The organism is Mesorhizobium sp. WSM4808, from assembly GCF_055811675.1.
Map to the genome: position 1 here is coordinate 465,116 of NZ_JBVVQX010000001.1, position 21,533 is coordinate 486,648.

Genomic DNA, 21,533 nt, shown 5'->3' on the forward strand with positions numbered 1-21,533 from the left:
AGGTTGTCCAGGCAACAGGATCAGCTTGGTCGCGTCATCGCAGCCTCGATCACCCTGAAAATCCGCTCGTCCGCGCATTGGGCAGCGTTGAAGCGCAGGAAGCGGCCAGCCATCCCGGACAGGCTGAATGCGTTGCCCGGTGCCAGCACGATGTTGTCGGCCAGCGCGCGGCGGGCGACTTCGGCCGCATCGACGCCATCCGGCAGACTGCACCACAGGAACAGGCCGGCCGGCTGGTCGATCCAGGGTGAGATGCCGATCGCCTTCAGACGAACGCTGGTCTCGCCCATGGCGCGCGCAAGCCGTGCGCGCAGCAAATCCATGTGCTTGCGGTAGCTGCCGTCCTTCAGCAGGGTCAGCACCAGTTCGGCCGCAAGCCGGCCGCCGCCAAAGGTGGTGGCGATCTTCAGGTCGGTCAGGGGCTCGATCCAGTCGCGGGGGGCTGCGATGAAGCCGCAGCGAACCGACGCGGACAGCGTCTTGGAGAAGCTGCCGATGTGGACAACGCGGTTGAGACCATCGAACGCCGCCAGCCTGGGGGCGGGCGCATGTTCGAAATCGGCGAAGATGTCGTCTTCGACGATGGTCAGATCCGATTGGTCGGCGAGCTTGAGCAGCCGATGCGCGGTGACTGGCGACAGCACCGCGCCGGTCGGGTTGTGGATGGCGGAATTGGTGATGTAGAGGCGCGGCCGATGCTCGGCCAACGCCTGCGCGAACAGATCGATATCCGGCCCCGACGGCGTGTAGGGAACGCTGACGACCTTGGCCCGGTGGGCGCGCAACAAAGCATGGAAGTTGAAGTAGCAGGGGTCGTCGACCAGCACGGTGTCGCCGGGCTCGATCAAAAACCGGCACAACAGGTCGATAGCCTGCGTGCCTGATTCCGTCAGCATGATCTGCTCGGGAGAGGCCTCGATGCCGTGCCCGGCCATACGCCGCGCCAGCAATTGCCGTAGCGGTGGCAGCCCGAGCGGCGTGCCGTAATCGGCCAGTGCGACATCGTCGGCACGCGCCACCGTGCGCAGCGCCCGGCGCAAACCGGCCTGCGGCATCCATGAAGCCGGCAGCCAGCCGCAGCCGGGTTTCAGCATCTCGTCGCTGGCCTCCAGGGACTGGCGTGAGATCCAGAGTGGATCGACCGCGCGGTCGAGGCGGGGACCAATCTCGGCCAGCGACAGCGGCGCCAGCGAGCCGGCGGCATAGAAACCCGAGCCCGGCCGCGAGCGGATCACGCCTTCGGCGGCGAGCCGCTCATAGGCTTCGACCACGGTGGATTTGGACACTCGCATGGATTTGGCAAAGGCGCGGATCGACGGCAATTGCGCTCCCGGCGTCAGGCTGCGCGCCGCGATCCGCTGGCGGATCGTCGCCATGACACCTTCGACCAGCGTTCCGCTGCTCTCGCTTCCTGTGGTCTGTTTGTCCATCCGTACTGCTCTGCTAAGCATGACAGTTTTGCATAATTGTACCGCATTGTCTCTGGCGATACTACCGGCCCCGCGCGATACGGAGCCGACAAACGGAGCATACCATGGACAAGACCGCGAGCGGCTGGATGAATGGATTCATCGGCGTGTTGATCTTCAGCGGCTCGCTGCCGGCAACGCGCGTGGCGGTGAAGGATTTCGATCCGACATTCCTGACGTCGGCCCGGGCGGCGATTGCCGGACTGCTTGGCCTGGCGCTGCTGCTTCTGTTCCGGCAGAAACGCCCGGAGCGCGGCGATCTGCTGTCGCTGGTGATCGTCGCACTTGGCGTGGTTGTCGGCTTTCCCTTGCTGACCGCGTTGGCGCTCAAGCACGTCACCACGGCCCATTCCATCATCTTCGTCGGCCTGCTGCCGTTGGCGACCGCGATCTTCGGCGTGCTGCGCGGCGGCGACCGTCCGCGCCCGGCGTTCTGGCTGTTTTCATGCATCGGCAGCGCGCTGGTCGCGGGTTTTGCCCTGACGCAGGGCGTGACGGCCTCGCCGGTCGGCGATGGTCTGATGCTGGCTGCCATCATCGCCTGCGGCCTGGGCTATGCCGAGGGTGCCGCGCTGTCACGCAAGCTCGGCGGCTGGCAGGTGATCTGCTGGGCGCTGGTGCTGTCGCTGCCGATCATGCTGGTGCTGACGCTGATGACCATGCCGCCGTCGTTCGACGGCGTCGGCGTCAGTGCGTGGATAGGGCTTGCCTATGTCTCGCTGTTCAGCATGCTGATCGGCTTCGTGTTCTGGTATCGCGGGCTGGCGCAAGGCGGCATCGCCGCGGTCGGGCAGTTACAGCTGCTGCAGCCATTTTTCGGACTGGCACTGGCTGCGACGCTGCTGCACGAGCAGGTCAGCCCGCTGATGGTGGTCGTCACGCTTGGCGTCGTGCTTTGCGTCGTAGGCGCCAAGCGATTCGCGAGGCAGGAATTGCCACGACGCGCGATCGCCTGACGACGGTGCCGTCCTCGCCTAAAACTTCGTCACCACCCCAATACCAATGCCCTCGAAGCCGCCCATCGCCATCAGGGCCGCGGGCGCCTCGTCGAGACTGATTCTCTTGCCGACCAGCAGTTCGGGCTTCAGCTTGCCGTTGCGGATCATGTCCATCATCGCCTGGTAGCGATAGGCCTGCATGCCGTGGCTGCCGAGGATTTCGAGTTCGAAGGCGATCACCTTGTCCATCGGCACCTGCGGCCGGGCATGCTCGCCCAGCATCAGGCCGACCTGCACATGGCGGCCGCGCCGGCGCAGATTGGCGATTGAGTTGAACGAGGTGGTGGGGTGGCCGAGCGCGTCCATCGACATGTGCGCGCCGCCATTGGTGATCTGCTTGACCGCCTTGACCACGTTCGGCGTCGTGGATGCATTGATGGTGGCGACGGCGCCGATCTTTTTGGCGAAATCCAGTTTCTCGTCCGTGAGATCGATGGCGATGACATTGGCGCCCATGGAACTGGCGATCATGATCGCCGACAGGCCGACGCCGCCGCAGCCATGCACCGCGACCCATTCGCCCGGCTTCACCCGGCCCTGGTCGACAATGGCTCGAAACGAGGTGACAAAACGGCAGCCGAGGCTGGCGGCGGTGGCGAATTCCATCTCGTCGGGCAAGCGCACGAGATTGGTGTCGGCGTGCTCGATGGCGACATATTCGGCAAACGAGCCCCAGCCGGTGAAGCCAGGCTGCGTCTGGTGCTCACAGACCTGGTGATTGCCCGAATTGCATTCGAAGCAGCGGCCGCAGCCAACGGCGAACGGCACCGTGACGCGCTCGCCGGCCTTCCAGCGGGTGACCTGCTTGCCGGCGGCGACGACGATGCCGGCCAGTTCGTGGCCCGGCACATGCGGCAGCGTGATGCCGTCGTCATGACCCATCCAGCCATGCCAGTCGCTGCGGCACAGACCGGTCGCCTCGACCTTGATGACGACGCCATCGGCTGCCGGCTTCGGATCGGGAACGGTCTGGATCGTCGGCGCTTCGCCGAATTTCTCGAAGACGACGGCTTTCATTGGTCACTCCACCCTCTGTGCTGCAGGAAACGATAGCCGATTCCCTGTCTGGTCGAGCGGAAATCGATTCCGCCACGCCTGTTGGCAGGCAGCAGCTCTTAACCGGTTTCGCGGTTGCGAAAGTCGGCAAGCCGGGTTTCGCCGGGGGCAAGCTGCCGCCCGTCCTCGGCATGGACTTCCAGGCGCTTGATCGGCCGGCCGGTGAGATTGTCGACCATGAAGGTATAGGGTTCGCCCGGTCCGGCGAAGTAGGTCTCGCCCCATTGCCGCAGGGCAACCAGGACATAGAACAGGCCGCGTCCCTTTTGCGTCAGCACATATTCATGGTGCGCGCTGCCGTCGGGTGCCGGGACCGTTTCGAGGATGCCATGCGCGACGAGATTGCGCAGCCGCGACGACAGGATGTTCTTGGCGACGCCGAGGCTCTTCTGGAATTCGCCGAAGCGCCGCAAGCCGTCGAACGCGTCACGCACGATGAGCAGCGACCACCAGTCGCCAATCGCGTCCAGTGGTCGCGCTATGAGGCAATCCGCTTCGTGGTGGCTCGTTCGTTTCACCATGGCAGTCGTTGGTCCAGCATTCGATTTTCGGTTGCAACATAAAACTGTTCTGCCTATCCAGCAAGAGGTTTCAAGTTGAAACCTTTTATGGAGAGAGCAGACATGAACATGCAGGTGGTGAACAGCGGCGCAACAAGCCTCGAGCAATCCAATGGGCCGCCTCGGGTGGCGCCGCCGCCTGCGGGATTGTCACGATTGACCGCGCTGATCTTCGCCATCGCCTGCGGCCTGAGCGTTGCCAATGTCTATTTCGCCCATCCGCTGCTCGACGCCATGGCGCATGATTTTGCTATCGCGCCGGCTTCGGTTGGCATGGTGGTGACGGTCACGCAGATCGGCTATGGGCTCGGCCTGTTCTTCATCGTGCCGCTGGGCGACCTGTTCGCTCGCCGCAAGCTGATTGCCGGGCAGGCGATTCTGTCTGCCGTGGCGCTGGTGGCGGTCGGGGTCGCGCCCAACGCAGCGATGCTGCTGGCGAGCCTGGCGGTGGTCGGGCTGCTTGCGGTGGTGGTGCAGGTGCTGGTCGCCTTCGCTGCCGACCTCGCCGTAGCGTCGCAGCGGGGGCGGGCGGTCGGCACCGTCACCAGCGGTGTCATCCTGGGCATCCTGCTTGCCCGCTTCGCTTCAGGGGTCGTCGCCGATTTCGCCGGTTGGCGCTGGGTTTATCTTGTCTCGGCCGGGTTGACGCTTGTCATGGCGATGGTTCTCTACCTGATCCTGCCGCGCCACGAGGCGGAGCGGCCGCGCACATCCTATCCGCGCCTGCTCGCTTCGGTGCTGCTGCTGTTCGCGCAGGAGCCGCTGCTGCGCGTGCGGGCGGTGCTGGCCATGCTGATCTTCGCCAGCTTCAACGTGCTGTGGGCGCCGCTGGTGCTGCCGCTGAGCGCTGCGCCATTTTCACTTTCGCATACCGAGATCGGGCTTTTCGGCCTTGCGGGCGTCGCCGGCGCGCTCGGTGCGCGCTGGACCGGTGGCCTCGTCGATCGCGGCCGCGGCCAGTTGGTCACCGGCCTCAGCCTGCTGCTGATGATGGCGGCCTGGCTGCCGATCGCCTTCATGGGCATGTCTCTGTGGCTGCTCGTCGCCGGCATCGTCATGCTCGATCTGGCGATCCAGGCCATCCACGTCACCAACCAGAGCCTGATCTTCGCCCGGCGCCCGGATGCGCGCAGCCGACTGGTTGGCGGCTATATGATCTTCTATTCGGTCGGCAGTGCCCTGGGCTCCATCGCCTCGACCATGGCTTACGGTGCAATGGGTTGGAATGGCGTCTGTGTGCTTGGCGCCGGCATCGGCCTGTTGGCGCTGCTGTTCTGGGCGTTGACGCTGCGCGTCGGCAGATAGGCCTATGGCGACGGCGCGGTGTCGAGAAGCGGCTGCCAGGCTCGGAACCAGTCGCTCGCCTGGGCCTGCCACGGCCAGATGCCGTCCACAGTGGGATAGATCAGCTGGAGAACACCGAAATCCAGGCCGTCGTAGAACCAGAGGTCCCAGCCGAAATGCTCGCGGTAGTGGTCGATATGAACGGCGCCGAATTGACAGTCGAAACCTTCGATAAAACCGGACGATCGCTGCCCTGGTTGGAAAACCTCGCCGGAGCGGACGCGGCTGCAATACTCGCTGATGATGAACTGGGAGATTTCCGGCTTCAGGCCGATGACGATGAGTTCCGGCGCCTTGAAGTTGTGCTCTATTCCAACCGAATAGGTGAAAGGCGGATCGTCGCCTTCCTCCAGCACATGCAAGATGTGGCAGCCATAAGCCTCTATATCGGCCAGCGCCTTGGCTTCACCTGGGTCGGTGGCTTTTCTACTCGGCATCGATCTGATTCTGCGGCGCGGCTTTCTGGAAGGCCGGCAGCGCCATGCAGGCGGCGTTGATGCGCGCGATCGTCGGGTAGGGGGTCAAGTCGACGCCGAAGCGGGCGTTGTTGGCAATCTGCGCGGCGAGGCAGATGTCGGCCAGGCCCGGCGCATCGCCATGGCAGAATGTACCCGTCTCCGCCGCCGACGCCATGATCTTTTCAAGCGGCTGAAAGCCCTCGTTCACCCAGTGACGGAACCAGTTGGTGATGTCCTCGTCGCCGGCGCCGAACAGGGTGCGCAGTGAGGTCAGCACGCGCAGATTGTTCACCGGGTGGATGTCGCAGGCGATCATCTGCGCCAGCATTCTCACGCGGGCCCGTCCGGCCGGGTCCTTCGGCAGCAGCGGTGGTTCCGGTTTGGTCTCGTCGAGGAATTCGATGATCGCCAGCGATTGCGTCAGCAGCGTGCCGTCGCCGAGGATCAGCGCCGGCACCAGCCCTTGCGGATTGACCGCGAGATAGGCTGGTTCCAGATGCTCGCCATGGCGCAAATGATGCGGGACGTAGTCGTAGCTCAGCCCCTTCATCTCCAGCGCGATCCGCACCCGATAGGAGGTGGAGGAGCGATAGTAATTGTGCAGGACGAGTTCGCTCATGGCCTCACTTCGGCTGGCCGATGGTCACTTCGATGGTCCCGATGCCGTCGACGCCGCCGGTCATCGTGTCGCCGGGGCCAACCGCGCCGACGCCTGCCGGCGTACCGGTGAAGATCAGGTCGCCGGGCGCGAGCTCCACCGCCTCGCTGCAGATCGACACGATATCCGATATCGGCCAGATCAGTTCGGCGAGGTTGGCATCCTGCCTGACCTTGCCGTTGACGGCGAGCCAGATGCGGCCTTTCTGCGGGTGGCCGGATTCCTGCGCTTGCACCAGCGGGCCGCAAGGCGCGGAGCGGTCGAAGGCCTTCGACCAGTCCCAGGGCCGGGCGGCCTTTTTGGCTTCGTCCTGCAGGTCGCGGCGGGTGAGGTCGATGCCGACACCATAGCCCCAGACATGGTCCAGCGCCTTGTCGCGGGGAATGCGGAAGCCGGCTTTGCCGATCGCGGCGACCAGTTCGATCTCGTGGTGCAGATTGGCCGTCAGCGGCGGGTAGGGGATAGCGGTGCCGGAATCGACCACCGCGTCGGCCGGCTTGGTGAAGAAGAAGGGCGGATCACGCTCGTCATTGCCGAATTCGCGGGCATGCGCCGCGTAGTTGCGGCCGACGCAGTAGATACGGCGCACCGCGAAACGATCGGACGAACCCGCAACGGCCACCGATGCGGTTGCGGGCAGGGGAAGGACGAACTCTGTCATCAAGGGTCTCTGCTTGGTTGCCGGAACATCCGACCGATTTGGGGCCTGGACAAGGCGATTTGGTCGAGAAAGTGCCGGCGGCACTTTCCGCCGGAGATGGCGATATACTATTTGGCAATAATCTGGCCATGGTGGAGAGGTTATTCTAATCGCTCACGAACTGAAATGAACCCCATGACCGCAACCCACGATCGCGCCCGGTTCCTGATCATCGACGACCATCCGCTGTTTCGCGAGGCGCTGCACAGCGCCGTGCAGATGGCCTATCCGGAAGTCGACACGGTGGAGGCGCGCTCGATCACCGAGGCGCTCGATCTTCTGGCCGATGCCAAGCCGTTCGACCTCGCGCTTCTCGACCTCTCGATGCCCGACGTGCACGGTTTTGACGGGCTGCTGCAACTCCGGACCCGCTATCCGCGCCTGCCCGTGGTCATCGTCTCAGGCTATGAGGAGCCGAAGATCATTTCCGAGGCGCTGTCCTACGGCGCGGCCGGCTTCATCCCGAAATCGGCGCGCAAGAGCGACCTCGCCGCCGCCATACGCTCGGTGATGGAAGGCGCGATCTATGTGCCGGAAACCTATGAGGGCCGCACGCCGGACGCCGAAAGCGTCGACCGCGCCGACATGGTGCAGCGCCTGTCGACGCTGACGCCGCAGCAACTGCGCGTGCTGCAAATGCTGCGCCAGGGCCTGCTCAACAAGCAGATCGCTTACGAGTTGCAGGTGGGCGAGACGACCGTGAAGGCGCATGTCTCGGAGATACTGCGCAAGCTCAATGTGTATAGCCGCACGCAAGCGGTGATCGAGGTGTCGAAGCTGGACAATGCGGAGCTTTTCAGGGATCAGGCGGGGTTTTGAACTTAACCCTCCCATCAATGGGAGGGTATGAAGCTAAGCCAGCAAATGCGCCAGCAGGGCCCTTAGCTGCGCCGGTTTCAGCGGCTTGCGCATCAGTTCGATGCCGCCGGAGCGGGCGGCTTTGGCGACTGCTTCCGAACTGTCGGCGGTGACGATCAGCGCCGGCACGGCGCGGCCGAGATAGTCGCGGACTTCGGCGATGGTCGTGGTGCCGAGATCGCCGCCGTCGAGATGCTGGTCGGCAATGACGATGTCGGGCACCCAGTCGGTGTCGCCAAGCATGTCGAGCGCATCGTCGGTCGAGGTCGCGGCCCGCACCAGGCATTGCCAGCGTTCGAGCAGGAAGGTCATGGCCTGCAGCACTTCGATATCGTTCTCGACCAGCAGCACCTTGGTGCCGAACAGGCCATAGCCGCGCGGCCGTTCCATGTCGGCAACCCTGGCGATGGCATCGGTTGGCGCACCGATGCCGACGGGAACATCGATGTGGAAGATCGTGCCGCGTTCGACCTTCGACGAGAATGTCACGGGATGGCCGAGCGCGCTGGCCATGCGGCGCACGATGGCAAGCCCGAGCCCGAGACCGCCACCGTCCAGTTCGGCATTGGCCGGCGAGGTGCCGCGGTGGAACTCCTCGAACACCGCCTCGCGCTGGTCGTCGGGAATGCCGCAGCCAGTATCGGCGACGTCGATGCGGATGGTGTCGCCGCGATGCCTGGTGCCGACAAGCACGCCGCCCGAGCGTGTATAGCCCAGCGCGTTGGAAAGAATGTTCTGCAGGATGCGGCGCAGCAGCGTGCGGTCGGAGCGGACCACCGCATGGACCGGCCGGAATTTCAGCGACAGGCCTTTCATCTCCGCCACCGGCAGGAAATCCGAGCGGAGCGACGAGAACAGCGCCTCCAAGCTGACATCGCTCATGTCGGGCTGCACCACGCCGGCATCGAGCTTTGATATGTCGAGCAGGGTTCGCAGCAGGTCCTCCATCGTCTCCAGCGAGCGCTCGACCTGCCGCACCAGTTTCTTGCCCTCGTCACTGGTCTGAACTTCGGCGAGCGCCGAAACCGAGAGATGGGCCGCGTTCAGCGGCTGCAGCACGTCGTGGCTGGCAGCGGCGAGGAAACGGGTTTTCGACAGGTTCGCCAATTCGGCGTTTTCCTTGGCGGCGCTGAGGTCGATGTTCGACTGCTCCAGCCGCCGCAAGGTCGAGTGCAGTTCCTCGGTGCGGGTGCGCACCCGGTTTTCCAGCGAGATCGCGGTCTGAAACAGCGAAAAGGCGTTGCCTTGCTGGTCCATCGAGCGCTCGACGCGGCTGACCAGTGCCGCGTTGATCTTCTTCAGCTTTTCAAGATCGTTTATGTCCCTCAGCGGCATCTTGTTGCGCCGTCCTATTCCGCCGCCTGGCGCTCGCCAAAGGCGATGCCGGTAAAAGTCTGATTCAGATGCATCGACCGGTACTGTTCGCCATAGGTGCCGAAGCCGATGACATTGTTGACCCGGTAGAGTTCCGAGATCTCGCGAAACACCTGCCGATTGCGCGCGTCCAGCCGGCGCAGCACGCAGTCGAAGCCGAGGATCATGTCGATACCGCCAAGCCTCTCCTCGACATCGCGCAGGGCGGCGCGCGTCGATTCGACCATGTCCTTGGGTTGAGCGATCGACAGCACGACGCCATCATCTATGGCGCAGAAGAACGACAGCGAGCCGTCGGCATGCATCTTCTGGATCGACCGGCAATAATATTGGCCGCCCACCTTCACCACCACGGGATGCGAGGCGAAGCTCAGTGGCGTCAGCATCTGCGCGACGATGCCGACGGACGCGGAATATTCCTGCGCCGCATTGGTGGCATTGAACTCGCGCACGATGCGGTGATCGGGATCGGAAGCCGTCACCACCAGTTTTTCATCGGTGGGAACGAAATTGTCGGTCTTGAAGACATGGAAGGGAATTTCGGTCGATATCAGCACGATGATGGCGCTGTCGGAGGTGACCTTGCCGTTCGAGATCAGGCGCGTCGTCTCGAATTTCAGATCGTCGCCGGCGGAGCCGCCAAGCAGCGGAATGTCATCGAGGCCCCAGTGGATGGCTGAACTCACCGCTTCTTCGGCATAAGAGAGCCCGTCGATGAAGCAGAGCGCGAAAGTGCCTTTGGTCCGATCGCAACCAAGGCGCGCGCGCAGCGATCGCCGCAGGGTCTCCACCTCGCCGGTGATCCTGTCCATACCCGACGAGGACAGATTTTCGACCATCACGCTGACGGCGGTGAACGCGGTGGACGGAAGCAGCATGGCCAGCACATGGCCATCCTCGAGACCTTGCGGCGTGATCTCGCCGGCAGTCGAACAGCCGGCGTGGTGGAGCGCCGGTGCGTGGGTCATGAGCGCCTGGGAAAGGGCGCTGGCTTCGACCAGGCTCTGCGAAAAGAACAGCAGGGCAAAGCCTGCGTCGATGGCGGCTGCTTCCAGTGCGATCGCCTTGGCGAACGCCTCCATGTCGGGCTCGTCCGTGGTGAGCGCCGACAGGCCGCATGCATAGCGCGTCTGTGAATTGGCCAGCGATGTTCTCCGCATTTCCTCCGACGCTTTTTTGTGCGCGGCTGTTTTTAAATGCTTCTGGCGCGCGGGCGTCGACCGACATTGTTGCCTTCAATCGGCGGTTTGGCAATGGGGCCACCGGCACCGCATGTTTGGGCGCGGCCATGACCGAAAGTACAATGTTCCGCGTTTGCGACGTGCTGTTTTTTGTCCGATGTGCGGTGTACGAATAATGCACCACCGAAGCGCGAATACCGCGTCGGCAGCGTGGATACCAAGGTTGATACCCAGGGAGGGACCATGTCGGACGTTTCGTTGATGGTGAACGGAAAGCGGGTCAGCGGTGCTGCCGAGGACCGAACACTTCTGGTTCACTTCCTGCGGGAAAATCTCGGCCTTACCGGCACGCATGTCGGTTGCGACACCTCGCAATGCGGTGCCTGCGTCGTCCACGTCGATGGCAAGGCGGTCAAATCCTGTACGATGCTCGCGGTGCAGGCCTCCGGCTCCACCGTGCTGACGATCGAGGGCCTGGCCAATGGCGCCGACCTGCATCCGGTGCAGGCCGCCTTCAAGGAACATCACGGGCTGCAATGCGGCTTCTGCACGCCGGGCATGATCATGACGGCGACCGACATGATCAGCCGCCACCCCGAAGGGCTCGACGAGGCGACGGTGCGTGCCGAGCTCGACGGCAACATCTGCCGCTGCACCGGCTACCACAACATCGTCAAGGCGATCCTCGCCGCATCGACGACGATGAAGGGGTCCAAGGGTAAGGCGAGACAAGCTGCTTAGGCAAGGGAATAAGGGAGTAGGGCAGTAGGGGAGTAGGGCAAAAGGCCAACGCAACGAGGCCCTTTTTCCCTAGTCCCTTACTCCCTACTGCCCTACTCCCATAAATTCCGGAGGAATTTCTGATGGGCATTGAAGGTGTTGGCGCTCGGGTCGCGCGCAAGGAAGACAAACGGTTCATCACGGGCGCCGGCCGCTATGTCGACGACATGGTGGTTCCCGGCATGAAGCACGCCGCCTTTGTGCGCAGTCCGCACGCGCATGCGCAGATCAAGAAGATCGATGTGAAGAAGGCTCAAGGCATGCCCGGCGTCATCGGCGTGCTGACCGGCAAGGAACTCAAGGCCGACGGCATCGGCAATCTCATCTGCGGCTGGATGATCCACTCCAAGGACGGCTCGCCGATGAAAATGGGAGCGTGGTCGCCACTCGCCTTCGACCGGGTCCGTTATGTCGGCGACGCCGTCGTCATCGTCGTCGCCGAGACCAAGGGGCAGGCGCGTGATGCCGCCGAGGCGGTCGAGATCACCTACAAGGAGCTGAAGGCCGTCGTCGATGCCTCCAAGGCGATGGACAAGGGTGCGCCGCAGATCCACCCCGAAGCGGACAACAATCTGATCTTCGACTGGGACATCGGCAACGCCGACGACACCGCGGCGGCCTTCGGGAAGGCGGCCCATGTCGTCAAGATGGACATCATCAACAACCGGCTGGTGCCTAATGCCATGGAGCCGCGCGCCGCACTTGGCCATTACGACAAGGCCGAGGATCACTATACTTGCTGGACGACCTCGCAGAATCCGCATGTGGCGCGGCTGGTGATGAGCGCCTTCTACAATGTGGCGCCGGAAAACAAGCTGCGCGTGATCGCGCCCGATGTCGGCGGCGGCTTCGGCTCGAAGATCTACATCTATCCCGAAGAGATCGTCTGCCTGTGGGCGTCGAAGAAGACCGGCGTGCCGGTCAAATGGGTGGCCGACCGGACTGAGAGTTTTCTGACCGACGCGCATGGCCGCGACCATCACACCCATGCTGAAATGGCCTTCGACAAGGACCACAGGATCCTCGGCCTGAAGGTGGAAACCCAGGCCAATCTCGGCGCCTATATGTCGCTGTTTTCATCGGCGACGCCGACCTATCTCTATGCGACGCTGCTGTCGGGCCAGTACAACATCCCGGCCATCCACGCCAATGTGAAGGCGATCTACACCAACACCGCGCCCGTCGATGCCTATCGCGGGGCAGGGCGGCCGGAAGCGACCTTCGTCATGGAGCGCATGATGGAGACGGCGGCCCGCCAGTTCGGCGTTTCGCCGGCCGAGCTGCGGCGCAAGAACTTCGTCACAGCGTTTCCGCATCAGACGCCGGTCATCATGTGCTATGACGCCGGCGACTATGCCGCTTCGCTCGATGCGGCAATGCAGGCGTCGGACTATGCCGGCTTCGCCAAGCGCAAGGCCGCCGCCGCCAACAAGGGGTTGCTGCGCGGCATCGGCATGAGCTGCTACATCGAGGCCTGCGGCATCGCGCCGTCTGCGGCTGTCGGCTCGCTCGGCGCCGGTGTCGGCCTTTGGGAATCGGCGGAAGTGCGCGTCAACGCGGTCGGCACGATCGAGGTGCTGACCGGCTCCCACAGCCACGGCCAGGGCCATGAGACGACCTTCGCGCAACTGGTCAATGAGCGCTTCGGCGTGCCGCTCGATTCGGTCTCGATCGTCCATGGCGATACCGACAAGGTGCAGATGGGCATGGGCACCTATGGCTCGCGTTCGGGTGCGGTCGGCATGTCAGCCATCGTTAAGGCGCTCGACAAGGTCGAGGCCAAGGCCAAGAAGATCGCGGCGCACCTGCTTGAGGCCGACGAAGGCGACATCATCATCGAGAACGGCGCGCTGAAGGTGGCCGGCACCGACAAGAACGTGCCGTGGTTCCAGATGGCGCTGGCCGCCTACACCGCCCACAATCTGCCTGATGGCATGGAGCCCGGGCTGAAGGAGACGGCGTTCTACGATCCGTCCAATTTCACCTTCCCCGCGGGCTGCTACATCTGCGAGGTCGAGGTCGACCCGGAAACCGGCGTGACCGAGATCGTCCAGTTCGTCGCCGCCGATGATTTCGGCAACATCATCAATCCGATGATCGTCGAGGGCCAGGTGCATGGCGGGCTGGCGCAAGGCATTGGCCAGGCACTGCTCGAAGGCGCCCATTACGACAACAGCGGACAATTGCTGACCGCGAGCTACATGGACTACACCATGCCGCGCGCCGGCGATCTGCCGTCGTTCAAGGTATCGACCTCGAACACCCCTTGCCCGGGCAATCCGTTGGGGATCAAGGGTTGCGGCGAGGCCGGCGCCATCGGCTCGCCGCCGGCGGTGATCAACGCTATCACCGACGCCATCGGCAGCAACGATCTTGCCATGCCGGCTTCGCCGTCCACCGTGTGGGCCGCGATCCGCGCGACGAAACATTGAACGCGAATGGCGAATAGGGGTAGCGAATAGGGAAGAGAATGTTCGCTACTTCCTGCTCGCTCTTTCACCCAGGGGAGAAAGACAAATGTACGCAGTCAACTATCATCGCGCCGCCTCGGTCGCCGATGCCGCCAAGCTGATCAAGACCGGCGACGCCAAGCTGCTTTCGGGCGGTATGACGCTGATCCCGGCGATGAAGACGCGGCTTGCCGCGCCGTCCGACCTTGTCGACCTGTCGCGGATCACGGAGCTGCAGGGCGTCACGGTGTCGGGCAAGACCGTCACCATCGGCGCTGCCACCACGCATAATGCTGTTGCCAATGACGAGAAGCTGAAGAAGGCCTGTCCGGCGCTTTCCCATCTGGCATCGCTGATCGGCGATCCGGCGGTGCGCCACAAGGGAACGATCGGCGGCTCGATCGCCAACAACGATCCGGCGGCCGATTATCCGGCGGCGCTGCTGGCGCTGGGCGCGACCATCGTCACCAACAAGCGCGAGATCGCTGCCGACAAGTTCTTCAAGGGCCTGTTCGAGACCTCGTTGAAGGATGGCGAGATCGTCACCGCCGTCACCTTCACCGCGCCGGGCAAGGCGGCCTATGAAAAATTCCGCAATCCGGCATCGCGCTACGCCATCGTCGGCGTGTTCGTGGCCAAGGGCAAGGATGGCGTCAGCGTCGCAGTCACCGGTGCCGGCGATGACGGCGTCTTCCGCTCGAAGGAGATTGAGGGAGCATTAGCCGGGAACTTCGCGGCCTCGGCATTGGAAGGGGTGAAAGTGCCGGCGAAGAATTTGATGACCGACATTCATGCCTCGGCCGATTATCGCGCCAATCTGATCGCGGTGATGGCCAAGCGCGCGGTGGCTGCCGCCAACGCCTGATACGATCAGTTGCGGACAGGGAGAAGGGGTCATGCGCCCCTTTTCCGTTTGTGGCGACCTGTAGTTGTCCAAACTTTGATGGAATCGCCCCCGCACCAATCGTTTGCCTGAGCAATTTTGTCTCGCCGAGACTTCACCTGGAACTGCACCGGCGGCAATCTCGCACTTGCACAAATCCATATTGCACTGCAATATGGTTTTGGGCGGGAATGCGAGCCGGGTTCGAAATATCGTGCCCTTTCGCATGCCTATTTGCGAGAGGATCGGCATGACCGACATTTCCGCGACGCATGTCGTTCCGTCCCGATCCGCCGCCGACAAATCAACCAGAACAAGACTGGCCTATCTCGACGGCTGGCGCGGGCTTTCGATCGCACTGGTGCTGATCGGCCATTTCTTTCCGGTTCCGGGAATCAATCTGGGTGTGCTGGGCGTCGAATTCTTCTTCGTGCTCAGCGGCCGGCTGATGGGCGAGATCCTGTTCATCGAATGCTACCCGCTGAAAAAATTCTTCAAACGCCGCTTCTCCCGCATCTATCCGGCTCTTTTGGTCTTCGTAGTCGTCGCGATGATTGCGCTGTCCGGCACATTCATCGCCTTCAAATGGAAGGCGGCGCTGACGGCGCTGACATTCACCTACAACTATGCCGGCATTCTCGTGACGCGGGCAGGGGCGCTCGACCATATCTGGTCGCTCTGCATCGAGGAGCACGCCTACATCATCCTGGCGCTGATCAGCGTCATCGTCTCAAGTCGCTCTCGCGTGGTCGTGCTGCTCCTGGCGCTGGCCTTGCTGGCCATGGCCAATGGCGCGGTTTCGTACTGGGTCTTCGGGATGGACTACGAAACCACCTATTGGCGCACCGACGTGCACATCGCGTCGATCCTGCTGTCGGCTTCGATCTGCCTGCTGAAGGCCGACGGCATGCTGCCGGCGTTTTTGAGAGGCAAGCATGTGGCCCTGGTGGCGACGTTCTGTGCCGTTGTCCTGTTCCTGGATCAGGTGCCGACGCCGATCCACTATCTCTTCGCGGTGCCGCTGCTGGCTCTGGCCGTCAACGCACTCGATTTCAGCCCACGGTATATTTCCGGATTGCTGTCCTCCTGGCCGATGGCGACGCTGGGTCTGTGGTCGTACTCGCTCTATCTGTGGCAGCAGCCGTTCTACAAATTCGTCTATGAGCAAGGCGTCATGCCGATGCCGATGCTGGCCGCAGTCTTCGCTTGTGCGGCCTGCAGCTACTACCTCATCGAGCGCCCGGCGCGCGAATGGCTCAACCGCAACTGGTGAGCAACAGGGCGTTCAGGCCGTCTTGCGGCGCGCCCGCCCTCTCTATGCCTGCAGCGATCTGACGTAATAGCGCACTGCTTTCTTACCGCCATGGATCACTGCGTCGCCGGCCTCAGTGAAGCCAAGGGCGGCGTGAAAGGCATCCGAGGCAGGGTTCGGCGGGTCGGTGTTGACTTCGCAGGTGACCAGATTGTAGCCGGCGCGCTCAACATGGCCGAACAGATCCTGATAGAGCCGGCGGGCATGGCCGCGGCCGCGCGCGTGCGCCGCCACGACAACGCGGTCGACATAGACGAAGCGCTCGTAGCGTTCGCGAAACCAGAGGAAATTCGGGCTGTCGTAGCGGGCGTCCTGGTCGAAGGTCATGATGAAGGCTTCGAGATCGCCGATGCGCCTGGTGTAAAACGCTTCGCCAAGCAGGAAGGACAGCCGCTCAGCCTCCAGCCACGACAGTTCTGCGGCATGCTCGTTGTTGAGCGCCAGGATCGCCGCTTCGTCTGCGGCCGATACACGGGCTATCGGGGCAGGGGTCGAGGTCATGCCTTGGCTGCCGCGATCGTTGCCGCCACCAGCGGTGTGTCGGTGAGCGTGTTGCGGTATTCGCGATCGAGATCGGAACCACCCATGCCGACATGGGGATTGCGGTAGTCCATGGCACTCGGCACATCCTTGAGGGCGGCAAAATGCATTTCGGACAGGCCGGTTTTGCTGCGCACTTCGGCAATGTTGTGCAAATCCAGTCCGCCGCAGCCGAGGATGACGATGCGCTCGCCGGCCTGCCGCACCAGATCCGCCAACAGCGGCAAGCCTTCGATAGCAGTGTCACGCTGGCCGCTGGTCAGCACGCGGCCGACCTTGCTGCGGATCAGCGATTCGAGCGCCTCGGCCGGGTCGCGCGTCATGTCGAAGGCGCGATGACAGGTGACGTTCAAGGGGCCGGCCGCCTGCGTCAGTTCGCTCATGCGCGCCTCGTCCATGGTGCCATCGGCGTTCAGGCAGCCAAACACCACGCCGGGCACGCCGAGTTCGCGCAATGCCGAGACATCGGCCAGCATCGAGGCGTATTCGGTCTCACTGTAGAGAAAATCGCCGCCGCGCGGCCGCACCATGACGTGAAACGGCACACTTGCCTGCTCGAGGGCGGCGCGGACCGTGCCGAGGCTCGGCGTGATACCGCCTTCGATGAGGCTGGCGCATAGTTCGATCCGGTCGGCGCCGGCGGCTTGCGCCGCGAGAAGGCCGTCAATGCCTTCGACACAGATTTCGATCAGCGGCAGGCGGAGAGCTTTGGTCAAGGGCAGATCCAGTCCATGATTTTCGCCAGCCCTAGCACCGGGCCGGTCGCAGCGAAAGCGGGAACAGCCTTCCGCCTTCGCCCACAGACTTGGCGGCTATTGGCGCAATTCCGTATTCTTGGCGCCTTGCTCGACCTGATCGATCACCAGAAGCTTCACCTCGACATCCCCGATATTGGTGGCCTGATGCCACTGGCCGATCATTTCGATGATGAAATCGCCAGCCTTGTAGGTGTTGCTGATGCCGGTCTCGACATTGGTGACCTTCAGCGTGCCGGCTTGGACATACGCATAGCGCGGGAAGGGGTGCCTGTGGACCGGCAAGGTCGCGCCCGACGCGATGTCGTAGGTCGAGACCAGCACCTGCACGTTCTTCTGCGGCAACGTGATCGGTTGGCCGGACGCGGTCGTCGTGCGCGACGCAAGAGGGGTCACGACCACAGGCGTGCCGCTGCTGTCCAGCGCGTGGGCCGGGTTCGCGGAAAAGGCCACCGCGAGCAGTAGTCCGGACATCAAAATCTTTCGCATGATTCGCTCCACCCCTGGCGTCAACATCGCGCAGCGGCCAGCAGCACGCAAGGCAGCGCCTTGGGCACCTGCCTGCCGGCCAGAAAATTTTTTACGCCCCTCTTGACGGAAAAAACCACGATTACCAGATCGTTTTCCGTCGAGGCTTCGGCTCGACATACTGGCGTCGCAGCGGCGCTGCGACAGCCTCGTAACCCATGTTGCTTCACGGAGGATATGGCTATGAGAAGCTTTGATTATACCCCTCTTTACCGCACAACGGTCGGCTTCGACCGTCTCTTCGATATGCTCGAAAAAAGCGTGCGCTCTGACTGGCCTCCCTACAATATCGAGAAGATTGGCGAGCACGACTATCGCATTACGATGGCTATCGCCGGCTTCGCTCTCGATGAGGTCGAACTCATGCAGAACGGCCCCGAATTGTCTGTCATCGGCCAAAGGAAACCCGACCAGGAAAATCGGGAGGTCCTTCATCGCGGCTTGGCGACGGGCAACTTCAAGCAGGTGTTCAAGCTTGCCGACCACGTAAAGGTCAAGGCGGCCAACCTCGAGAATGGCTTGCTGTCGGTGGACCTGATCCGCGAAGTGCCCGAGGAACTCAAGCCTCGGCGCATTGAGATAGGGTCCGAAGCCAAAGCGGTTTCGCTCAAGCGACCCGACAGGACGCAGGCGATCGATTCGGATGCGGAGCCCCAACGCGAGGTCGCCTGATTCCCTGGAACCTAGATCTACGGTCCGCCTCCCGGTTCGGCCGGGAGGCACAGATCGCGGAGAATGGAGATGAGAACCGAAACCTACAGTTTTCACCAACCCGAACCGAAAAATTCTGCCGCGGAACCCGCTGGGTTGCGGACGCCGGATGATGTTCTGAACGAGGAGACGATGACGATCGGTGCAAAGCGGGCTTTGCTCGCTTTCTGGGCTTCCGACATTCATGCGGTTCCTGACAATCCCGCGTTGCGGCAATTGGACAACGGCGCCATCGTGGAAGTCAGCGACATACTTCGCGCGCTCCACCTCCTGGACGAATCCGGGCGGGAAACGCGTGTTTCAAAGGTGTCGGCAAGCGTCAGCCTGTCTTTCGACCGGCGCCGCAGGAAGAGCCGTCTCGGTTGGATGCGGCACCCCTGGCGAGATGACGACGATGATCCGCCGCCAATCCCGGCCTTTGCAACGGTGCCGCCCGGGCGTGGAGGTGGCGGCATGTTGGCCGAGCCGGAGCATGCAATCGCATGATTTCCCGAACCAGCAACAACCCACCGTGCCGAATGGAGGATTACATGAGTGACAGGACGTTCGACCAACCGGTCCTGGTCAAGAATGGTGGGTTCATTCAAGAAATAGGCTGCCTCGACGACGCGTTCGACTTCTTTGACGAGTGGCCAAGGGAACGGCGGGGTCCGATTTTCGAAACGGCCTTTCGAGCCTGCCAGCGTGCTCACGACGGCCAGGTTCCGCTGACGGTGGCGCGCGATGCCGTCGCCGGCTTCGCAAGATCCGTCAAGATCCTGCAGGAACCGCTTGCTCAATTTCCTTGGATGGACGGCACAAGGTCAGGTCGCGGTGGGGTCACCGCTTAGCCTTGATAGGGGCGGCGCTGCCAGGATGGCCCGCTGCATGGTCGTCGTTCACATCCGCTACAAGGTGAACTGCCGTACCAGCTCACCTTGTAGTGGGGCGGCTCGATCGTTTGTTCGAACTCCCTGGTGCGGTTTTTGGCGACTGGCTAGGTCAGCCTCGCAACAGTCAACGCTAATATAATGTTCGAAGCGTCGCCACAGGAGGTTCAATGGTTTCCGCTATCGCAAGTCAACATCCGCATGTCCCGGAAAAACAAACGGCAGTGGGGAAGCCGCAAGCCGGCGAAGGATTTTCGCCGGGCCGCAGCGCGGACGCCGTAGGACATCTGGCCAAAATCATGGTTGCCGCAGGCGGCGATATGGATGCTGGCGCGCAAGGCCGCGCGGCATCCAAGATCGCCAGGATGGACATCACGGTTCTGACCGCACCACCCGTAGAAACACCAACAGAGTAAGATATGCTCGTTCGGGCGCCTCCGCGCCGTCATCAGCGGCGTGGGCCGCTCTCGCAGATTACGCCACGGCTCTCAGCGGAGGCTCCGCCATCGTCCCAAGGCCGTCGCATTCCGCGCAGGCGCCCGTCTTTCCGGGGCAGCCGCCCCGATGGGTTCCATGCGGGCAGCAGTGCCCGTTTGACGCATACCACTTGGAGCAGTCGAAAACCCTGCCGCTGCCATGACAGCGCGGGCATTCCATATTCGATGAAATCATACCAATTCTTGCCCAACCCAAACGCACTCGCCCTGCGCCGCAAGTAACAGGAATCATTGCGCTTTCAAGCACATCGCCCTGACTTAAATTGGGGGGATCGACGGATGGCCGGCATCGATGGCGAGCTATTGTTGCGCCGTAATCAGGTTCCCCGTGAAGACCTTGCTCGCCACAAGCCGCGTTGGGCATTGGCCGGCAACAATAGGCTGCGCCGGCTTGTCCCGTTCGTTCTCGGCGGTCACAGCAACTGCGTCATCGGGCTGCGCGTTGGCGGCCTGTGTGGCCGTGGACGCGAAGAGCACCGTCTGGGTGATGAGAGCGGAAACTGCGGCAACCTGGACCAGCACGGCGGCGAGGGCGATCTTCTTCAGCATGCGAGAAAACGCTCTTCGATGTTCCCGGTTCCCCACGCATTCAGGTTTTCTGCTCGCTACGGAACAAGAGACCGGCAGGGCGGTTAACTCGATTATGCCAAGCAAGATCAAAGAGCCACCATCGAAGCCCGCACCGGAGAAGGTACCTGTCCAACGCCGGGACAAAGAAGGCCCGCCAGAGCTTGAGCATGTCGCCCCGCCACCGCGAGATGTGCGAGAGGCACCCAACCCGAACGGCGACAAGAGATGAGATCGCCGAGATCGCAGCAAGGCCTTATGCCTGCTCGCGCGAACCTTCCCGATGCCGCGGCGTCATCGAGAGCGCTGGACAGCGGCGCCAGGTCAAGTTGAGAATCAACCTGCTGATCGCGATTTTGCAGACATGCCATAGATCAGCCCCTATGGGCGACGTGACCGTCTCAAGGCCTTGAAAAATTTGGCTCCCCGGGCCGGATTCGAACCAGCGACCAACCGGTTAACAGCCGGTTGCTCTACCACTGAGCTACCGGGGAACGGATGCTCTTATGTGAGTGGCGCAGCCTATAGCTGCCCTTTTCGGCTTTGCAAAGAAGCTTTTCACATTTTTCCGAGGCTTTTTCGCGCAGGCCTTTCTCGCAATCGTCGACGGTTGCCCTCATATTAGCCGTCTTGGCAGTGATATGGAACCGAAAGCGCGGCGGCGGCTTTGGTTCCAGCATGCTTGCGAACAATCAAACGGGTCAATTTTTCGAGACGATGACAGCACAAGACAACCAGATGCCGGCGCGGAAAATCTCCGTTTTCGGGCGCGAGTTCAAAATGCCGCGCTCGCGCGGGCTCAGAATCACGATCGGCATCCTGCTGACCATCGGCGGCATCCTCGGTTTCCTGCCGATCCTCGGCTTCTGGATGGTTCCGCTCGGATTGCTGGTGCTGTCTTATGAGTTCGCCATGGTTCGCCGTCACCGGCGTCGCTTTGTCGTCTGGTGGGAACGGCGTCGCCGGCCCGATTGACCGCCGATGG

General features: G+C 62.7%; 24 protein-coding genes and 1 tRNA gene. 12 read left to right on the forward strand and 13 right to left on the reverse strand.

Going from position 1 to position 21,533, the window contains the following annotated elements:
* Positions 1-20: 20 nt before the first annotated feature.
* Positions 21-1,430, reverse strand: a complete 1,410-nt coding sequence (locus AC0L2U_RS02195; RefSeq protein WP_473601341.1) for an aminotransferase-like domain-containing protein — start codon at positions 1,428-1,430, stop codon at positions 21-23.
* A gap of 104 nt (positions 1,431-1,534) precedes the next feature.
* On the opposite strand from AC0L2U_RS02195, the gene AC0L2U_RS02200 reads away from it, so the two are divergent.
* Positions 1,535-2,425, forward strand: coding sequence for a DMT family transporter (locus AC0L2U_RS02200; protein WP_473601342.1), 891 nt, complete (start codon positions 1,535-1,537; stop codon positions 2,423-2,425).
* A gap of 18 nt (positions 2,426-2,443) precedes the next feature.
* On the opposite strand, the gene AC0L2U_RS02205 is transcribed toward AC0L2U_RS02200, so the two are convergent.
* Together AC0L2U_RS02205 and AC0L2U_RS02210 are read right to left on the reverse strand one after the other, a co-directional pair.
* Complete coding sequence (locus AC0L2U_RS02205) at positions 2,444-3,484, reverse strand: zinc-dependent alcohol dehydrogenase family protein (RefSeq protein WP_292657976.1); 1,041 nt, start codon at positions 3,482-3,484, stop codon at positions 2,444-2,446.
* Positions 3,485-3,582: 98 nt separating this feature from the next.
* Positions 3,583-4,044, reverse strand: coding sequence for a winged helix-turn-helix transcriptional regulator (locus AC0L2U_RS02210; protein ID WP_127271974.1), 462 nt, complete (start codon positions 4,042-4,044; stop codon positions 3,583-3,585).
* Positions 4,045-4,146: 102 nt separating this feature from the next.
* Here AC0L2U_RS02210 and AC0L2U_RS02215 point away from each other — a divergent pair, with 102 nt between their 5' ends.
* Positions 4,147-5,388, forward strand: coding sequence for an MFS transporter (locus AC0L2U_RS02215; protein ID WP_473601343.1), 1,242 nt, complete (start codon positions 4,147-4,149; stop codon positions 5,386-5,388).
* 2 nt (positions 5,389-5,390) lie between these two features.
* Here the strand turns inward: AC0L2U_RS02215 and AC0L2U_RS02220 are convergent, their stop codons facing one another.
* The 3 genes from AC0L2U_RS02220 to AC0L2U_RS02230 are packed head-to-tail and all read right to left on the reverse strand — an operon-like array spanning position 5,391 to position 7,204.
* Positions 5,391-5,864, reverse strand: a complete 474-nt coding sequence (locus AC0L2U_RS02220; RefSeq protein ID WP_473601344.1) for a DUF4262 domain-containing protein — start codon at positions 5,862-5,864, stop codon at positions 5,391-5,393.
* A complete protein-coding gene (gene maiA / locus AC0L2U_RS02225) occupies positions 5,854-6,504 on the reverse strand; it encodes a maleylacetoacetate isomerase (RefSeq protein ID WP_473601346.1) in 651 nt (216 codons plus the stop codon). The genes AC0L2U_RS02220 and maiA overlap by 11 nt, the downstream gene beginning before the upstream one ends.
* Positions 6,505-6,508: 4 nt before the next feature.
* Positions 6,509-7,204 carry a fumarylacetoacetate hydrolase family protein gene (locus AC0L2U_RS02230; RefSeq protein WP_473601347.1) on the reverse strand — a complete coding sequence of 232 codons (696 nt, stop codon included), beginning with the start codon at positions 7,202-7,204 and terminating at the stop codon, positions 6,509-6,511.
* Positions 7,205-7,378: 174 nt separating this feature from the next.
* Between AC0L2U_RS02230 and AC0L2U_RS02235 the strand changes: the two genes are divergently transcribed.
* Positions 7,379-8,062 carry a response regulator gene (locus AC0L2U_RS02235; protein ID WP_027039066.1) on the forward strand — a complete coding sequence of 228 codons (684 nt, stop codon included), beginning with the start codon at positions 7,379-7,381 and terminating at the stop codon, positions 8,060-8,062.
* Between the two features lie 33 nt (positions 8,063-8,095).
* Here the strand turns inward: AC0L2U_RS02235 and AC0L2U_RS02240 are convergent, their stop codons facing one another.
* Both AC0L2U_RS02240 and AC0L2U_RS02245 read right to left on the reverse strand, forming a co-directional pair.
* The gene (locus AC0L2U_RS02240) at positions 8,096-9,436 is read right to left on the reverse strand and encodes a hybrid sensor histidine kinase/response regulator (protein ID WP_127396088.1); all 1,341 of its coding nucleotides are present in this window, start codon (positions 9,434-9,436) and stop codon (positions 8,096-8,098) included.
* Between the two features lie 14 nt (positions 9,437-9,450).
* The gene (locus AC0L2U_RS02245; protein ID WP_127329575.1) at positions 9,451-10,635 is read right to left on the reverse strand and encodes an FIST signal transduction protein; all 1,185 of its coding nucleotides are present in this window, start codon (positions 10,633-10,635) and stop codon (positions 9,451-9,453) included.
* A 264-nt stretch (positions 10,636-10,899) separates the two neighbouring features.
* Between AC0L2U_RS02245 and AC0L2U_RS02250 the strand changes: the two genes are divergently transcribed.
* The 4 genes from AC0L2U_RS02250 to AC0L2U_RS02265 all read left to right on the forward strand — a co-directional run bounded on the left by AC0L2U_RS02250 (position 10,900) and on the right by AC0L2U_RS02265 (position 16,042).
* Positions 10,900-11,397 carry a (2Fe-2S)-binding protein gene (locus tag AC0L2U_RS02250; RefSeq protein WP_127272058.1) on the forward strand — a complete coding sequence of 166 codons (498 nt, stop codon included), beginning with the start codon at positions 10,900-10,902 and terminating at the stop codon, positions 11,395-11,397.
* A gap of 122 nt (positions 11,398-11,519) precedes the next feature.
* The gene (locus AC0L2U_RS02255) at positions 11,520-13,868 is read left to right on the forward strand and encodes a xanthine dehydrogenase family protein molybdopterin-binding subunit (RefSeq protein WP_292336539.1); all 2,349 of its coding nucleotides are present in this window, start codon (positions 11,520-11,522) and stop codon (positions 13,866-13,868) included.
* An 85-nt stretch (positions 13,869-13,953) separates the two neighbouring features.
* Positions 13,954-14,751, forward strand: coding sequence for an FAD binding domain-containing protein (locus AC0L2U_RS02260; RefSeq protein ID WP_128289037.1), 798 nt, complete (start codon positions 13,954-13,956; stop codon positions 14,749-14,751).
* A gap of 268 nt (positions 14,752-15,019) precedes the next feature.
* Positions 15,020-16,042, forward strand: a complete 1,023-nt coding sequence (locus AC0L2U_RS02265) for an acyltransferase family protein (RefSeq protein ID WP_473601349.1) — start codon at positions 15,020-15,022, stop codon at positions 16,040-16,042.
* Positions 16,043-16,084: 42 nt separating this feature from the next.
* On the opposite strand, the gene AC0L2U_RS02270 is transcribed toward AC0L2U_RS02265, so the two are convergent.
* The 3 genes from AC0L2U_RS02270 to AC0L2U_RS02280 all read right to left on the reverse strand — a co-directional run bounded on the left by AC0L2U_RS02270 (position 16,085) and on the right by AC0L2U_RS02280 (position 17,865).
* Positions 16,085-16,582 carry a GNAT family N-acetyltransferase gene (locus AC0L2U_RS02270; protein WP_127810251.1) on the reverse strand — a complete coding sequence of 166 codons (498 nt, stop codon included), beginning with the start codon at positions 16,580-16,582 and terminating at the stop codon, positions 16,085-16,087.
* Positions 16,579-17,337, reverse strand: a complete 759-nt coding sequence (locus AC0L2U_RS02275) for a copper homeostasis protein CutC (RefSeq protein ID WP_245481722.1) — start codon at positions 17,335-17,337, stop codon at positions 16,579-16,581. Before AC0L2U_RS02275 ends, AC0L2U_RS02270 begins: the two co-directional genes overlap by 4 nt.
* Before the next feature lie 96 nt (positions 17,338-17,433).
* Entirely contained in the window at positions 17,434-17,865 is a 432-nt protein-coding gene (locus AC0L2U_RS02280) for a cupin domain-containing protein (protein WP_127322303.1), read from the reverse strand.
* A gap of 222 nt (positions 17,866-18,087) precedes the next feature.
* On the opposite strand from AC0L2U_RS02280, the gene AC0L2U_RS02285 reads away from it, so the two are divergent.
* The 4 genes from AC0L2U_RS02285 to AC0L2U_RS02300 all read left to right on the forward strand — a co-directional run bounded on the left by AC0L2U_RS02285 (position 18,088) and on the right by AC0L2U_RS02300 (position 19,900).
* Positions 18,088-18,576: an Hsp20 family protein gene (locus AC0L2U_RS02285; RefSeq protein WP_127397528.1), complete on the forward strand. Its 489-nt coding sequence runs from the start codon at positions 18,088-18,090 to the stop codon at positions 18,574-18,576.
* Between the two features lie 171 nt (positions 18,577-18,747).
* Positions 18,748-19,101 carry a hypothetical protein gene (locus tag AC0L2U_RS02290; protein ID WP_245486675.1) on the forward strand — a complete coding sequence of 118 codons (354 nt, stop codon included), beginning with the start codon at positions 18,748-18,750 and terminating at the stop codon, positions 19,099-19,101.
* A gap of 44 nt (positions 19,102-19,145) precedes the next feature.
* Positions 19,146-19,445 carry a DUF982 domain-containing protein gene (locus tag AC0L2U_RS02295; protein ID WP_127397526.1) on the forward strand — a complete coding sequence of 100 codons (300 nt, stop codon included), beginning with the start codon at positions 19,146-19,148 and terminating at the stop codon, positions 19,443-19,445.
* A 209-nt stretch (positions 19,446-19,654) separates the two neighbouring features.
* Positions 19,655-19,900, forward strand: coding sequence for a hypothetical protein (locus tag AC0L2U_RS02300; RefSeq protein ID WP_127397527.1), 246 nt, complete (start codon positions 19,655-19,657; stop codon positions 19,898-19,900).
* Between the two features lie 381 nt (positions 19,901-20,281).
* On the opposite strand, the gene AC0L2U_RS02305 is transcribed toward AC0L2U_RS02300, so the two are convergent.
* Positions 20,282-20,530, reverse strand: coding sequence for a hypothetical protein (locus tag AC0L2U_RS02305; protein WP_127272210.1), 249 nt, complete (start codon positions 20,528-20,530; stop codon positions 20,282-20,284).
* A gap of 437 nt (positions 20,531-20,967) precedes the next feature.
* Positions 20,968-21,042: transfer RNA gene (locus AC0L2U_RS02310), tRNA-Asn, on the reverse strand.
* 223 nt (positions 21,043-21,265) lie between these two features.
* On the opposite strand from AC0L2U_RS02310, the gene AC0L2U_RS02315 reads away from it, so the two are divergent.
* Positions 21,266-21,523, forward strand: coding sequence for a hypothetical protein (locus AC0L2U_RS02315; protein WP_024503836.1), 258 nt, complete (start codon positions 21,266-21,268; stop codon positions 21,521-21,523).
* The last annotated feature ends 10 nt before the right edge of the window (positions 21,524-21,533 follow it).

Bases quoted from the DNA above. Each gene is read 5' to 3' on its own strand.
- AC0L2U_RS02260 (WP_128289037.1), top strand. From the start codon at position 13,954: ATGTACGCAGTCAACTATCATCGCGCCGCCTCGGTCGCCGATGCCGCC.
- AC0L2U_RS02305 (WP_127272210.1), bottom strand. From the start codon at position 20,530: ATGCTGAAGAAGATCGCCCTCGCCGCCGTGCTGGTCCAGGTTGCCGCA.
- AC0L2U_RS02200 (WP_473601342.1), top strand. From the start codon at position 1,535: ATGGACAAGACCGCGAGCGGCTGGATGAATGGATTCATCGGCGTGTTG.
- AC0L2U_RS02255 (WP_292336539.1), top strand. From the start codon at position 11,520: ATGGGCATTGAAGGTGTTGGCGCTCGGGTCGCGCGCAAGGAAGACAAA.
- AC0L2U_RS02220 (WP_473601344.1), bottom strand. From the start codon at position 5,864: ATGCCGAGTAGAAAAGCCACCGACCCAGGTGAAGCCAAGGCGCTGGCC.
- AC0L2U_RS02265 (WP_473601349.1), top strand. From the start codon at position 15,020: ATGACCGACATTTCCGCGACGCATGTCGTTCCGTCCCGATCCGCCGCC.
- maiA (WP_473601346.1), bottom strand. From the start codon at position 6,504: ATGAGCGAACTCGTCCTGCACAATTACTATCGCTCCTCCACCTCCTAT.
- AC0L2U_RS02230 (WP_473601347.1), bottom strand. From the start codon at position 7,204: ATGACAGAGTTCGTCCTTCCCCTGCCCGCAACCGCATCGGTGGCCGTT.
- AC0L2U_RS02215 (WP_473601343.1), top strand. From the start codon at position 4,147: ATGAACATGCAGGTGGTGAACAGCGGCGCAACAAGCCTCGAGCAATCC.
- AC0L2U_RS02195 (WP_473601341.1), bottom strand. From the start codon at position 1,430: ATGGACAAACAGACCACAGGAAGCGAGAGCAGCGGAACGCTGGTCGAA.
- AC0L2U_RS02290 (WP_245486675.1), top strand. From the start codon at position 18,748: ATGACGATCGGTGCAAAGCGGGCTTTGCTCGCTTTCTGGGCTTCCGAC.
- AC0L2U_RS02245 (WP_127329575.1), bottom strand. From the start codon at position 10,635: ATGCGGAGAACATCGCTGGCCAATTCACAGACGCGCTATGCATGCGGC.
- AC0L2U_RS02235 (WP_027039066.1), top strand. From the start codon at position 7,379: ATGACCGCAACCCACGATCGCGCCCGGTTCCTGATCATCGACGACCAT.
- AC0L2U_RS02295 (WP_127397526.1), top strand. From the start codon at position 19,146: ATGAGTGACAGGACGTTCGACCAACCGGTCCTGGTCAAGAATGGTGGG.
- AC0L2U_RS02240 (WP_127396088.1), bottom strand. From the start codon at position 9,436: ATGCCGCTGAGGGACATAAACGATCTTGAAAAGCTGAAGAAGATCAAC.
- AC0L2U_RS02285 (WP_127397528.1), top strand. From the start codon at position 18,088: ATGAGAAGCTTTGATTATACCCCTCTTTACCGCACAACGGTCGGCTTC.
- AC0L2U_RS02210 (WP_127271974.1), bottom strand. From the start codon at position 4,044: ATGGTGAAACGAACGAGCCACCACGAAGCGGATTGCCTCATAGCGCGA.
- AC0L2U_RS02300 (WP_127397527.1), top strand. From the start codon at position 19,655: ATGGTTTCCGCTATCGCAAGTCAACATCCGCATGTCCCGGAAAAACAA.
- AC0L2U_RS02205 (WP_292657976.1), bottom strand. From the start codon at position 3,484: ATGAAAGCCGTCGTCTTCGAGAAATTCGGCGAAGCGCCGACGATCCAG.
- AC0L2U_RS02270 (WP_127810251.1), bottom strand. From the start codon at position 16,582: ATGACCTCGACCCCTGCCCCGATAGCCCGTGTATCGGCCGCAGACGAA.
- AC0L2U_RS02250 (WP_127272058.1), top strand. From the start codon at position 10,900: ATGTCGGACGTTTCGTTGATGGTGAACGGAAAGCGGGTCAGCGGTGCT.
- AC0L2U_RS02315 (WP_024503836.1), top strand. From the start codon at position 21,266: ATGACAGCACAAGACAACCAGATGCCGGCGCGGAAAATCTCCGTTTTC.
- AC0L2U_RS02280 (WP_127322303.1), bottom strand. From the start codon at position 17,865: ATGCGAAAGATTTTGATGTCCGGACTACTGCTCGCGGTGGCCTTTTCC.